This is a genomic window from Paraplanobispora takensis (assembly GCF_016863195.1).
GTDB classification, from domain to species: Bacteria; Actinomycetota; Actinomycetes; order Streptosporangiales; family Streptosporangiaceae; genus Planobispora; species Planobispora takensis.
In genome coordinates, this window is sequence record NZ_BOOK01000013.1 from 80,671 (window position 1) to 93,058 (window position 12,388).

13 protein-coding genes are annotated in these 12,388 nt (G+C 72.3%); 8 read left to right on the forward strand and 5 right to left on the reverse strand.

The features are described from left to right. Positions 1-67: 67 nt before the first annotated feature. Together Pta02_RS09900 and Pta02_RS09905 are read right to left on the reverse strand one after the other, a co-directional pair. Complete coding sequence (locus Pta02_RS09900) at positions 68-1,435, reverse strand: metallopeptidase TldD-related protein (protein ID WP_203874424.1); 1,368 nt, start codon at positions 1,433-1,435, stop codon at positions 68-70. Continuing rightward, positions 1,435-2,934 carry a TldD/PmbA family protein gene (locus Pta02_RS09905; RefSeq protein ID WP_203874425.1) on the reverse strand — a complete coding sequence of 500 codons (1,500 nt, stop codon included), beginning with the start codon at positions 2,932-2,934 and terminating at the stop codon, positions 1,435-1,437. Before Pta02_RS09905 ends, Pta02_RS09900 begins: the two co-directional genes overlap by 1 nt. Before the next feature lie 77 nt (positions 2,935-3,011). Between Pta02_RS09905 and Pta02_RS09910 the strand changes: the two genes are divergently transcribed. Then, positions 3,012-3,716, forward strand: coding sequence for a beta-ketoacyl-ACP reductase (locus tag Pta02_RS09910; RefSeq protein ID WP_203874426.1), 705 nt, complete (start codon positions 3,012-3,014; stop codon positions 3,714-3,716). Between the two features lie 114 nt (positions 3,717-3,830). Next, on the forward strand, positions 3,831-4,595 hold the full coding sequence (gene fabI, locus Pta02_RS09915; protein ID WP_203874427.1) for an enoyl-ACP reductase FabI: 765 nt from the start codon (positions 3,831-3,833) through the stop codon (positions 4,593-4,595). Between the two features lie 105 nt (positions 4,596-4,700). Here the strand turns inward: fabI and Pta02_RS09920 are convergent, their stop codons facing one another. Both Pta02_RS09920 and Pta02_RS09925 read right to left on the reverse strand, forming a co-directional pair. Next, entirely contained in the window at positions 4,701-5,627 is a 927-nt protein-coding gene (locus Pta02_RS09920; RefSeq protein WP_203874428.1) for a hypothetical protein, read from the reverse strand. Between the two features lie 203 nt (positions 5,628-5,830). Beyond that, positions 5,831-6,775 carry an aldo/keto reductase gene (locus Pta02_RS09925; protein WP_203874429.1) on the reverse strand — a complete coding sequence of 315 codons (945 nt, stop codon included), beginning with the start codon at positions 6,773-6,775 and terminating at the stop codon, positions 5,831-5,833. A gap of 65 nt (positions 6,776-6,840) precedes the next feature. On the opposite strand from Pta02_RS09925, the gene Pta02_RS09930 reads away from it, so the two are divergent. The 6 genes from Pta02_RS09930 (at position 6,841) to Pta02_RS09955 (ending at position 11,768) form a co-directional block, all read left to right on the forward strand. After that, positions 6,841-7,539 (forward strand): histidine phosphatase family protein, encoded by a 699-nt coding sequence (locus Pta02_RS09930; protein WP_203874430.1) that lies wholly within the window; start codon positions 6,841-6,843, stop codon positions 7,537-7,539. 10 nt (positions 7,540-7,549) lie between these two features. Beyond that, positions 7,550-8,116 carry a DUF3090 family protein gene (locus Pta02_RS09935; protein ID WP_203874431.1) on the forward strand — a complete coding sequence of 189 codons (567 nt, stop codon included), beginning with the start codon at positions 7,550-7,552 and terminating at the stop codon, positions 8,114-8,116. Beyond that, positions 8,113-8,874: an SCO1664 family protein gene (locus Pta02_RS09940; RefSeq protein ID WP_203874432.1), complete on the forward strand. Its 762-nt coding sequence runs from the start codon at positions 8,113-8,115 to the stop codon at positions 8,872-8,874. Before Pta02_RS09935 ends, Pta02_RS09940 begins: the two co-directional genes overlap by 4 nt. Before the next feature lie 168 nt (positions 8,875-9,042). Then, positions 9,043-9,783, forward strand: a complete 741-nt coding sequence (locus Pta02_RS09945) for an NRDE family protein (protein WP_203874433.1) — start codon at positions 9,043-9,045, stop codon at positions 9,781-9,783. Between the two features lie 88 nt (positions 9,784-9,871). Continuing rightward, positions 9,872-11,095 carry a cysteine--1-D-myo-inosityl 2-amino-2-deoxy-alpha-D-glucopyranoside ligase gene (gene mshC, locus Pta02_RS09950; protein WP_203874434.1) on the forward strand — a complete coding sequence of 408 codons (1,224 nt, stop codon included), beginning with the start codon at positions 9,872-9,874 and terminating at the stop codon, positions 11,093-11,095. A gap of 127 nt (positions 11,096-11,222) precedes the next feature. After that, complete coding sequence (locus Pta02_RS09955; RefSeq protein ID WP_203874435.1) at positions 11,223-11,768, forward strand: HIT family protein; 546 nt, start codon at positions 11,223-11,225, stop codon at positions 11,766-11,768. Positions 11,769-11,802: 34 nt separating this feature from the next. Here the strand turns inward: Pta02_RS09955 and Pta02_RS09960 are convergent, their stop codons facing one another. Continuing rightward, positions 11,803-12,336: a peptide deformylase gene (locus Pta02_RS09960; protein WP_307837455.1), complete on the reverse strand. Its 534-nt coding sequence runs from the start codon at positions 12,334-12,336 to the stop codon at positions 11,803-11,805. Positions 12,337-12,388: the final 52 nt, after the last annotated feature.

The window sequence follows — 12,388 nt, forward strand, 5'->3', positions numbered from 1 at the left end:
CGGCCTCATGGGCGGGGAGGGCGCCGTGGGACCCGGTGACCGGATCCCACGGCTGCCCGGCCCCGGGTCAGTTGGCCTGACTGACCGTCGACATGTTGAAGTCCGGCACCCGCAGCGCGGGCATGACCGTACGGGTGAAGTAGTCGTTCCACTCACGCGGCAGGGTGCGCTCGCTCGCCCCGACCTCGGTGATCCGGCCGAGCAGGTCCACCGGGCTCTCGTTGAAGCGGAAGTTGTTCACCTCTCCCACGACCTCGCCGTTCTCCACCAGGTAGACGCCGTCGCGGGTCAGGCCGGTGAGCAGCAGGGTCTGCGGGTCGACCTCGCGGATGTACCACAGGCAGGTCAGCAGCAGGCCCCGCTCGGTGGAGGAGATCATCTCCTCCAGAGACCTGCCCTCGGACGGGCCCTCCATGATCAGGTTGTCGATCGCGGGGGTCACCGGCAGGTGCGTCAGGTCGGCCGAGTGACGGGTCTGGATCAGGCGGGCCAGCGTCCCGTCGGCAATCCAGTCGGTCGGCTTGAGCGCCATGCCGTTGTCGAACACCGAACTCTGCCGGCTGGAGGCGTGCGCGATCACGAACGGCGTCGACTCGATGCCCGCCGCGGCGGGATCGCTGTGCAGCCGGACCGGGATGCGGGCGAGCGTCTCCCCGACGCGGGTGCCGCCGCCGGGCTTGGAGAAGACGGTGCGGCCCTCCAGCGCGTCGCGGGCGCCGGACGTCCAGTACATGTAGATCATCAGGTCGGCCACGGCGGAGGGCGGCAGCAGCGCCTCGTAGCGGCCCGCCGGCAGGTCGACGCGGTTCCTGGCCCACTCCAGCCGCTGGGCCAAGGTGGCGTCCAGCGCCTTGACGTCCACGTCGGAGAAGTCCCGGGTGGCCACGCCCGTCCACGCCGAGCGCTTCATGTCGGGCGACTTGGCGTTGAGCTCCAGGCGTCCGGTGGGCTGGGTGTGCCGCACGCGGGTCCCGGTGGAGGTGCCCACGAAGGTCGTGGTGAGCAGGTGCTCGGCGAAGCCGTACAGCCTGCGCCCGCCCGCCTCGGCCGCGGCGAAGGCCTCGCCCAGCGCGGGGGCGAAGGAGCCGAAGACCCCGATGGTGGTGGGTTCGGCGGGGGCGTCCCAGTCGTCGGAGACGGTGCCCTTGACCAGCGGCCGTGCGTCCTCGGCCGGCGGGGCCTCCGCGGCGGCGCGGTCGGCCGCGGCCACCACCTCGGCCAGCTGCTCGGGGCGGACCGCCGCCCGCGACACCACGCCCACGCCCCGGCCGACGATCGAGATCACGGTCAGCTGCGAGGACCGGGACACGCCGTTGGTGGTGAGGGTGTTGCCCGCGAAGCGCAGGTTGGCGCTGGAGCCCTCGTCCACGATGACGACGGTCTCGTCGGCCGTCGACAACTGCAGGGCCTTGTCGACCATCTCCTGGGGGCTCATCACTTTCCACCCTCCTGCACGGTGTTGAGGACGCGGACGCCGCGGAAGAGCGCCGACGGGCAGCCGTGGCTGACCGGGGCGACCTGGCCGGGCTGTCCCTTGCCGCAGTTGAACGCGCCGCCCAGCACGTAGGTCTGGGGACCGCCGACGGCCTCCATCGAGCGCCAGAAGTCGGTCGTGGTGGCCTGGTAGGCCACATCGCGCAGCTGCCCGGCCAGGCGGCCGTTCTCGATGAGGTAGAACCGCTGGCCGGTGAACTGGAAGTTGTAGCGCTGCATGTCGATGGACCAGCTCTTGTCGCCCATGATGTAGATGCCGCGCTCGACCCTGCCGATGAGCTCGTCGGTGGAGGGGCCGTCCGGCGCCGGCCGGAGCGAGACGTTGGCCATGCGCTGGATCGGCATGTGGCCGGGGGAGTCGGCGAAGGCGCAGCCGTTGGAGCCGCCCAGGTCCTTCATCAGCGCCATCCGCCGGTCGAGCTGGTAGCCGACCAGCAGCCCGTCCTTGACGATGTCGAACTGCTTGGTCGCCACGCCCTCGTCGTCGTATCCGACGGTGGACAGGCCGTGCTCGACCGTGCGGTCGCCGGTCACGTTCATCACCGGCGAGCCGTACACCAGGGTGCCGAGCTGGTCGAAGGTGGCGAAGCTGGTGCCGGCGTAGGCGGCCTCGTAGCCCAGGGCCCGGTCCAGCTCGGTGGCGTGCCCGATCGACTCGTGGATCGTCAGCCAGAGGTTGGACGGGTCGATGACCAGATCGTAGGTCCCCGCCTGCACGGACGGGGCCCTGAGCTTCTCGGCCAGCAGCTCGGGCAGGCGGGCCAGCTCGCCGGGGAAGTCCCAGCCGGTCCCGGTGAGGTATTCGTATCCGCGCCCGACCGGCGGGGCGAGCGTGCGCATCGAGTCGTAGCGGCCGTCCTCGACCTTCATCACCTCCAGCTCCGGGTGCAGGCGCACCCGCTGCTGGGTGGTGACGGTGCCGGCGGTGTCGGCGTAGAACTTCTGCTCCTTGACCTGCATCAGGGAGGCCTGGACGTGGTCCACCCGCGGGTCCTTCAGCAGGTCCTCCGACCAGCCGGCGAGCAGCCCGACCTTGTCGGACAGCGGCACGTCGAACGGGTCGACCTCGTAGGCCGAGACCCAGACGACGTCGGAGTGGACCGGCTCGGGGGCCAGCTCGATGGGTTCGCGGTTGACGGCCGCGGAGATGACGGCCACCTCCACCGCCTGTTCGGCCACCTTGACGGCGGCCTCGGGCGTGAGCTCGATGCCCGCGGCGAACCCCCAGGTGCCGTTCTTGACGACCCGTACGGCGTAGCCGAGGTCGTCGGCGTCGATGGAACCCTCGAGCCGGGCGTCCGACAGGCGGAGGGTCTCGGCTCGGACACGCTCGAACCGGAAGTCGGCGTGCTCGGCCCCGAGGTCACGGGCGCGCTGCAGTGCCGCGTCCGCCAGCCGCCTCATGGGCAGGGCGAGGAAGTCGGAATCGATCTGGCGCATGTCAACGATCCTAACCCTGTGATCTTGTTTCCTACGGACAAGAGGACTACCCCCGGGTAGCCGATAGCGTCGGCCCCATGGCTCGCTCTGTTCTCGTAACCGGAGGAAACCGCGGCATCGGCCTCGCCATCGCCCGCGAACTCGCCCAGGCCGGTGACGCCGTCGCCGTGACCTACCGTTCCGGGGAGCCCCCGGAGGGGCTGTTCGGCGTGCGCTGCGACGTGACCAGCACCGACGACGTCGAGGCGGCGTTCGGGAAGGTCGAAGCCGAGCAGGGGCCGGTGGAGGTGCTCGTGGCCAACGCCGGCATCACCAAGGACACGCTGCTGCCGATGATGAAGGAGGAGACCTTCACCGACGTCATCGACGCCAACCTGACCGGCGCCTACCGGGTGGCCAAGCGGGCGACCCGGGGCATGCTGCGGCTCAAGCGCGGCAGGATCGTGCTCATCTCCTCGGTGGTGGCGATGCTGGGCTCGGCCGGCCAGACCAACTACGCCGCCTCCAAGGCGGGCATGATCGGCTTCGCCCGCTCCGCCGCCCGCGAGCTGGGCTCGCGCGGCATCACCGTGAACGTCGTGGCCCCCGGTTTCGTGGAGACCGACATGACGGCCGCGCTGGAGGAGGCCTACCAGGAGCAGATCCGCAAGAACATCCCGCTGGGGCGGCAGGCCACCCCCGAGGAGATCGCGAAGGTGGTCGCCTTCGTGGCGGGCCCGGACGCCGCCTACATCACCGGCGCCGTGATCCCCGTCGACGGCGGCCTGGGCATGGGGCACTGACGTCCCGCCGCTCCCCGCGGGGAGCGGCCTGCCGTCCTCCGGCGCGGGGGACGGGTGACGGGCAGGCGCTGCCCGTCGGAACACACCAACCGCATCTCACGAGGGACGGCATCCATGGGAATCCTCGAAGGCAAGCGACTCCTGGTCACCGGCGTGCTGACGGACGCCTCGATCGCCTTCTCGGTGGCCAAGCTGGCCCAGGAGGAAGGCGCCACCATCGTGCTGACCGGCTTCGGCCGGCTCAGCCTCGTCGAGCGCATCGCCAAGCGGCTCCCCGAGCCGCCCCCGGTGATCGAGCTGGACGTGCAGAACACCGAGCACCTGGACTCCCTGGCCGAGCGGGTCGGCGAGCACCTGGACGGTCTCGACGGCGTGGTGCACTCCATCGGCTTCGCCCCGCAGAGCTGCCTGGGCGGCAACTTCCTGAACACCCCGTGGGAGGACGTGGCGACCGCGCTGCACGTGTCGACCTACTCGTTCAAGTCGCTGGCGGTGGCCTGCCTGCCCCTGATGAAGGAGGGCGGCGCGATCGTCGGCCTGGACTTCGACGCCACCAAGGCCTGGCCGGTCTACGACTGGATGGGCGTGGCCAAGGCCGGCCTGGAGTCCTGCGCCCGCTATCTCGCCCGCGACCTGGGCGGGCACGGCGTCCGCGTGAACCTGGTCGCCGCCGGGCCGCTGCGCACCATGGCGGCCAAGAGCATCCCGGGCTTCAAGGAGTTCGAGGACAGCTGGCCGGAGAAGGCGCCGCTCGGCTGGGACCTGTCCGACACCGTGCCGGCCGCCAAGGCCTGCCTGGCGCTGATGTCCGACTGGTTCCCGGCCACGACCGGGGAGATCGTGCACGTCGACGGCGGCGTGCACGCGATCGGGGCCTGATCCCCGGCACGCCGTCCCGGGGGCCCGCCGTCACACGACTCCGCCGTCACACCGCTGCCACACCACTGCGCGCCCGCGCCACGCGGCGCGGGCGCGGCAGTCGTGTCACGCCGTACGGTGCCGTCCCGCCCGCAGGGGCTCGAACGGGATCGACTCCTCGTTGGAGCGCCTGGCGTACAGCACCCGGACGGCGAGGATCGCCCCGATCAGCAGGCCCGTGGTCAGCGCGGTGCCCAGCGGGTCGCTCTGCCGGGTGGGCGTCAGGGACTGCCGGCCCGGCATCCGCCTCTGGAACTCCTGCATGAGCGGACCCGGCCACAGCGGGTCCAGCCGGGGGGCCTCGATGTCGATCACCGGAGGCTCCGGGGGCACGGGGTCGCCGACCCGGGTGGTGTAGGTCCGGGTCTCGGGCCGGTGCACGGGCCCGGAGGCCGGCGAAACCGGTGCCGGCTTCTCCGTCCGCTTCGGCTTGGCGGTCTTCTCCTGCCGGGTCCCGCCGGTCCCCTCCGTGCCGGAGCGGGGTCTGTCCGAGGTCGCCGCCGGAGCCTGCGCCGACGGGGCGTCCGCGGTGGAGCGCCCGCAGTTCGGCGACGACACCAGTGGCAGGCAGGTGCCCAGGACCTCGGGCAGCAGGCCCTTCTTCTGCGTGGAGCCGCTCGAACCGCCCGAGTCGCCGGACCCGGAGGACCCGGAGGACTCCTCACGCGGGGTGGAGGCCGGGGAGGTGGACCCGGGCTGCGGCTTCTTCGTCGGCTTGGCCGGCAGCGCCTCCGACGGGGCCTTCAGCACCGATTCCGCCGTGTCGTCGACGGTCTCGGTGACGGGGCTCAGCGTCGAGCCGGTCAGCCCGTCCACGACGTCGGTGGTGCCGTCCACGACCTTGCACAGCCCGCCGGTGACCCCGCCGAGCAGCCCGCCGCCGTCCTGGCAGCCGGGTGGCTGGGCGGCGATGCCCGCGGGTGTGGCCACGGCCAGGGGAACCCCGCCGCCGAGGGCCAGCGCCAGCGCACCGGCTGAGATCGCAGATCGCACCTTTCCCCCTACACCACATCAAACACGTCAATGGCGGGCCTCGCCGTCACCCGGCCGGTCCCTCCTGTCACCTGAATGACAGTTTTGTGCGAAGGCCGGATTTTTCCACGGAAAGTTGCGATTCGGTATCGACTAGTGACACGCGAGAAAGTCTCTCGTTCGGTTCCGGCGTTTCTTCCCCCGCGTTCCCGCGTGCCGCCCGCCTATTCCGCCGACACGTCGTCCAGCGCCTCCCTGATCGCCACCGGCAGCGTCAGGCCCTCGGTCTCCAGGATCCCGGAGAGCTGGGCGTGGGTGCGCGCGCCCACGATCGCCGCGGACACGCCCGGCTGGTCGCGTACCCACGACAGGGCCACCGACAGCGGCGAGACGCCGAGTCCCTCGGCCGCGGTGGTCACCGACTCCACGACCCGGCGGCACCGCTCGTCGAGGTACGGCGTGACGAAGTCGGCGAAGTGCGGGGTGGCGGCCCGGGAGTCGGCGGGGATGCCGGTGCGGTACTTGCCGGTCAGGACGCCGCGGCCCAGCGGCGACCAGGCGAGCACGCCGGCGCCGACGTGCTCGGCCGCGGGCAGGAGATCGCGCTCGGGGTCCCTGGCCAGCAGGGAGTACTCGACCTGGGCGGCCACGATCGGCGCCCGGCCGGGGACCGCGCGCTGGCCGACCGCGGCCGCGGCCAGCTGCCAGCCGGTGTAGTCGCACACCCCGGCGTAGGCCGCCCGCCCCGACGACACGATCGCGTCCAGCGCGGCGAGGGTCTCCTCCAGCGGGACCTCGGGGTCGAACGAGTGGAGCTGCCACAGGTCCACCTCGTTGACCCCCAACCGGTTCAGGGAGGCGTCCACGGCGGCGACCAGGTGCTTCCTGGAGGCGTCGCGGGGCCGCCGCCCGGCGGGGGTGAGCACGGCCTTGGTGGACAGCACCAGCTCCGAGCGCGGGACCGTGTCGCGGATCAGGCGGCCGAGCAGCCGTTCGGCCTCGCCGGCGGTGTAGACGTCGGCGGTGTCGATGAGGGTGCCGCCGGCCTCGGCGAAGGTGCGGAGCTGCGCCGCGGCCTCCTCGGCACCGGTGTCACGCCCCCACGTCATCGTCCCGAGCCCGAGCCGGGACACCGACAGGCCGCTCCGGCCGACATAGCGATGCTCCATGATCCGGCCAGATTACCGCCAGGGTGGTTAAAAATGAGGGAGCCACTGCTGCAAGACTTGGTGCCGTGACGACGCTGCTGCTGGCACGACATGGTCTGACCCCTCTCACCGGCCCGGTGCTCGCCGGCTGGACGCCGGGAGTCCACCTCAGCGAGGCGGGCCGCGCCCAGGCCGGGGCGCTGGCCGTACGGCTGGCGTCCCTGGAGCTGGACGCGATCGTCTCCAGCCCGCTGGAGCGTTGCATGCAGACGGCGCAGGCGGTCGCCGAGGGCCGCCCGCTGGAGGTGGTCGGCGACGACCGGTTCGGCGAGTGCCGCTACGGCGACTGGACCGGCCGCCCGCTGGCCGAGCTGGCCAAGGACCCGCTCTGGCCGGTCGTGCAGGCCCATCCGAGCGCGGTGACGTTCCCCGGGGGAGAATCCCTATCCTCGGTGCAGCACCGCGCGGTGAACGCCGTCAGGGAGTGGAACGAGCGCCTGGGGCCCCGGGGCGTCTATCTCGCGTGCAGTCACGGAGACGTGATCAAGGCCATCGTGGCCGACGCCATGGGGCTTCATCTGGATCAGTTTCAGAGGATAACCGCTGATCCGGCCTCTCTCACGGTGATTCGCTACACCCCCTTGCGTCCCTTCGTCCTCAGGCTCAACGACGTGGGCGGAGAAGTCTCCGGGCTTCGGCCTCCGGAGGGTTCGGAGGACGGAGACGGGGGAGAAAACATCACCGGGAGCGATGCCGCAGTCGGCGGTGGATCCGGGACCACGTAAGGTCAGGGCTATGCCGGTGTTCGACTACGACCCACCCGAGAGGTTCGTCGCCGGTGCGGTGGGCCAGCCCGGTTCGCGGGCTTTCTTCCTGCAGGCGCGCGCGGAGGGCCGCCTGACCACGGTCGGACTGGAGAAATTCCAGGTGGCCGCGTTGGCGGACCGCCTCGACGACCTGCTCGACGAAGTGGTGCGGCGCGGCGGCGAGGTCCCCGCCTCGGCCCCGCCGGGCCTGACCGACAACGCCCCGCTCGACGTTCCGATCACCGAGGACTTCCGGGTCGGCACGATGACGCTGGCCTGGGACCCCGACGCCTCCCAGGTGGTGATCGAGGCCCAGGAGATCGTGCCGGAGGAGGAGGAGTTCGAGCCCTCGCCCCTGGACGAGCCGGCCCTGCTGCGGGTGCGCATCAGCCCCGCCGCCGCCAGGGCCTTCAGCCGCCGCGCCCTGGCCCTGGTCGCCGCCGGGCGCCCGCCCTGCCCGCTGTGCGGGCAGCCGCTCGATGCCGAAGGTCATATCTGTGTGCGGCTGAACGGTTACCGGGGTACAAGCGCTTCATCGGGTGGAGGAGGCGGATGAGCGCGGAAAGCGAACCCACGCTGAGTGCGGCGCCCGCGGCCGGGCTGGACGACCAGACGGCGCTGCGGCTGCTGCGGGAGGGCCACATCGAGGTCGCCGGCCGGTTGGTCGAGGCGACCAACATGACGCTCTACTGTTCGATCCGGCTGGGCTCGCTCGCGGCGGCGTGCGTCTACAAGCCGGTGCGGGGCGAGCGGCCGCTCTGGGACTTCCCCGACGGCACCCTCGCCTACCGCGAGGTCGCGGCCTTCGAGGTCTCGGCCGCGACCGGCTGGCGGATCGTCCCGCCGACGGTCTACCGCGACGGCCCCTTCGGGCCGGGGATGTGCCAGCTGTGGGTCGACACCGACCCCGAGGCGGACCTGATGGCCCTGATCCGCAGCCGGCAGCCGGCGCTGCGGCGGATGGCCGTCTTCGACGCCATCGTCAACAACGCCGACCGCAAGGGCGGGCACCTGCTGCCGCTGGCCGACGGCCACATCTACGGCGTGGACCACGGCGTGTGCTTCTCCGCCGACGACAAGCTCCGCACCGTGCTGTGGCAGTGGCGCGGCAAGCCCCTGCCGCGCGAGGCCATGAACGTCCTGGCCCGCCTCGAACGCGAGCTGGAGGACGGCCGGCTCGGCCGCCGCCTGCGGGAGCTGATCAGTCTCGCCGAGGTCGAGGCCACCTGGGCACGGGTCCGCAGGCTGCTCGACACCGGCCTGCATCCCCTGCCCTCCCAGGACTGGCCCGCCATCCCCTGGCCGCCGATCTGACCCCCGCCCCTGATCGACCCCCGCCCCTGTCCCCGAGCTGACCCCGCCCCTGATCGATCTCCGACCCCGGCCCTGGTCGACCCCCGCCCCCGATCCGTCCACCGGCACCTCCGCCCCGCGCCCGGCCCGGCCGGGGGCGGCTCCGGGCCGGAAGGTAGCCTGCCGGGCATGTGCACGGTTGCCGTCAGCATCGATCCCGATGCGGATTTCCCCCTGATCCTGGCCGGAGTCCGTGACGAGTTCGTCGACCGTCCGTGGCTTCCCCCGGCCGAGCACTGGCCCGGGCTGCTCGGCGGACGCGACCTGCAGGCGGGCGGGACCTGGCTGGCGGTCGACCCCGCCGCCGGGCGGGCCGCCGCGCTGCTCAACGGCCACGGCGTGCTGGCCCCCGCCGACGCCCGTCGTTCCCGTGGCGAGCTGCCGCTGCTGGCGGCGGCCCAGGGACGCCTGCCCGATCTGGACCCCCGCCGCTACGACCCCTTCCACCTCGTGGTGGCAGACCCGGCCGGGGCGCGCCTGTGGCACTGGGACGGCGTCGAGCTGGGGCGGGAGGAGCTCCCGCCGGGGACCCACATGATCGTCAACAGCGGCTGGGAGCAGGGCGAGGAGAACGAGCGCGTGGCGTTCTTCCGCCCCCTGTTCGCCAAGGCCGCCCGGCCCCGGTCCGCCGGGGGGAGCGCGGCCGGGGGCGGGTGGGGGGAGTGGGGGGAGTGGGCGTTCCTGGCCACGGGGGCGGGGCTGGCGACCGGGGACCCGCGGGCGATGATCGTCCGCCACGCGCTTCCCGACGGCCGGGTCTTCGCCTCCCTGTCGGTCACGCTGGTCGCCCTGGCCCCCGGCGAGGTGCGCTACGACTTCACCGCCGAGCCCCGGGACCCGGCCTCGTTCCGGCGCGTCCTGCCGGAATGATCTGCCCCGCCCCGGAAGTTGTGGTGTATGCCCTGTATTCACCGCCCGGGGCGATTCGGGCGGTCTGTCTGCTGGATAGGCTCACTACATGAGATCGTGGTCTGCGCCGAAGGTCCCTCGGCTTCCTGGTGTCGGTGATCCGCTGCGGCTGTTCGACACCGCCGCGCGGGAGGTCCTGCCCACCCGGCCCGGTCCGGTGGCGCGGATGTACGTCTGCGGCATCACGCCCTACGACGCCACCCACCTGGGCCACGCCAACACCTATCTCGCCTTCGACCTGGTCAACCGGGCCTGGCGGGACGCCGGGCACGAGGTCCACTACACGCAGAACGCCACCGACGTCGACGACCCGCTGCTGGAGCGGGCCGAGCAGACGGGGCAGGACTGGCGGGAGCTCGCCGAGCGCGAGATCGAGCTGTTCCGGACCGACATGGAGGCGCTGCGCATCCTCCCGCCGCGCGAGTACGTCGGCGTCACCGAGGTCGTCGACCAGGTCGCCGAGCTGATCGTGCGCCTGCGCGACAAGGGCGCCGCCTACGACATCGACGGCGACGTCTACTTCGACGTCGCCGCGGCGCCCAAGTTCGGCGCCGTCTCCGGATACTCCGAGGAGCGCATGCTCGCCCTGTTCGGCGAGCGCGGCGGCGACCCCGACCGGCCGGGCAAGAAGCACCCGCTGGACTGGCTGCTGTGGCGCGCCGAGCGCCCGGGCGAGCCGTCGTGGCCCTCGCCGCTGGGGCCGGGCAGGCCCGGCTGGCACGTCGAGTGCACCACGATCGCGCTGGCCAACCTCGGCAGCGGGTTCGACGTCTCGGGCGGCGGGTCCGACCTGATCTTCCCGCACCACGAGTGCGGCGCCCACGAGGGGCACATCGTCACCGGCGAGTGGCCGTTCGCCAGGTCCTACGCCCACGCGGGCATGGTCGCCCTCGACGGCGAGAAGATGTCCAAGTCCAAGGGCAACCTGGTCTTCGTCTCCAAGCTGCGGCAGCAGGCCGACCCGATGGCCATCCGGCTGGCCCTGCTCGCCCACCACTACCGCTCCGACTGGGAGTGGACCGCCGACCAGCTGGCCTCCGCCGAGGTACGGCTGGCGCGCTGGCGCTCGGCGGCGGGTCTGGAGACCGGCCCGGACGCCCGGGCCGTGCTCACCGAGGTCCGCGCCCGGCTCTGCGCCGACCTGGACACCCCCGGGATCCTGGCCGTCGTCGACGCCTGGGCCGAGCGGGCGCTGTCGGAGGGCGGCACCGACCCGCAGGCGCCCGCCCTGATCGGCGACATCGCCGACGCCCTGCTGGGCATCCGGCTCTGAGCCCCGGCCCCTCGGGTCCGCTTCCGGTCCCGCCGCGGCGGGACCGGAAGCGCTGGGAACGCTCTCCGAAGCCGTGGACCGCAGCTGGAGCGGCACGGGCGCGATCGGCCTTCCTCGATCGGTGGTGATGAGCACGCGAGCCCCGCAACCGGATGAGCCGGACCCGGGACGGAAGGAGGCATCCGACGTCGCCGGTTACGTCCGGCGCACCAGAGGCGGCCCCTGCTTCATCTGCGCTCTCCTGGCGGGTGCTCCCGGTTACGACTTCGAGCAGGTCGTCTTCGAGGATGAGCACCACGTCGCCTTCCTGGACCGCCATCCCACGATGCCCGGCAAGGTCCTGGTCGCCCCCAGAGCCCACGTCGAGCATGTGGTGCGGGATCTCGACGAGGACGCCTACCTGCGGCTGATGCGCACGGTCCGTCGCGTCGCCCTGGCGGTCGAGGCGGTCGTCCCCTCCGAGCGCACCTACCTGCTCTCGCTGGGCAGCCGGCAGGGCAACGCCCACCTGCACTGGCACATCGCGCCGCTGCCGCCCGGCGTCCCTTACGAGCGGCAGCGGTACCACGCCCCGATGACGGAGAACGGGGTGATCCCCTGGTCGGCGCAGCAGGCCCTCGGCCTCGCCGGCCGGCTGCGCGCCGCCTTGGCCGAGGGCGGCGGGAACGGGTGACCCCCCGCCCCGCCCTCCCGCCGGGACGGCCCGGCTAGGGGACGACGGTCTCCAGGAACCGCTCGCGCTCCTCCTGCGGGAGGTGGTCGGTGAACAGCACGCCGTCCAGATGGTCGCTCTCGTGCTGCAGGACCCGGGCGAGCGTTCCCAGCGCGCGTACGACGACCGGCTTGCCGAACATGTCGCGACCGCGGGCGGTCACCATGTAGGACCGCTCCAGAGGCCACCACCGGCCGGGGGCCGACAGGCACGCCTCGTCGGCCACGACCCTGCGCTCGGACAGCTCCAGGCGCGGGTTGACCAGGTGACCCGACCTGCCCTCGACGTCGTAGACGAAGACCCGGAGCGGGACGCCGATCTGCGGGGCCGCCAGGCCCGCCCTGCCGGTGCCCGCGCGCACGGTGGCCTGGAGCGACTTGACCAGCCGGCGCAGTTCGCGGTCGAAAACGGTCACGGAATCGGCTACGGTCCGTAGCGATGGATCGTCGAACAGACGGATCGGCTGGACAGTCACGCGCACTCCCCGAAGTGACGAACCGGCGCCCGGATGATTCCCCGGGCCGATCACATTCAACCCTGCCTGGGGATCCGGCCATGTTTCCGGCATGTTGCAGCCGTGC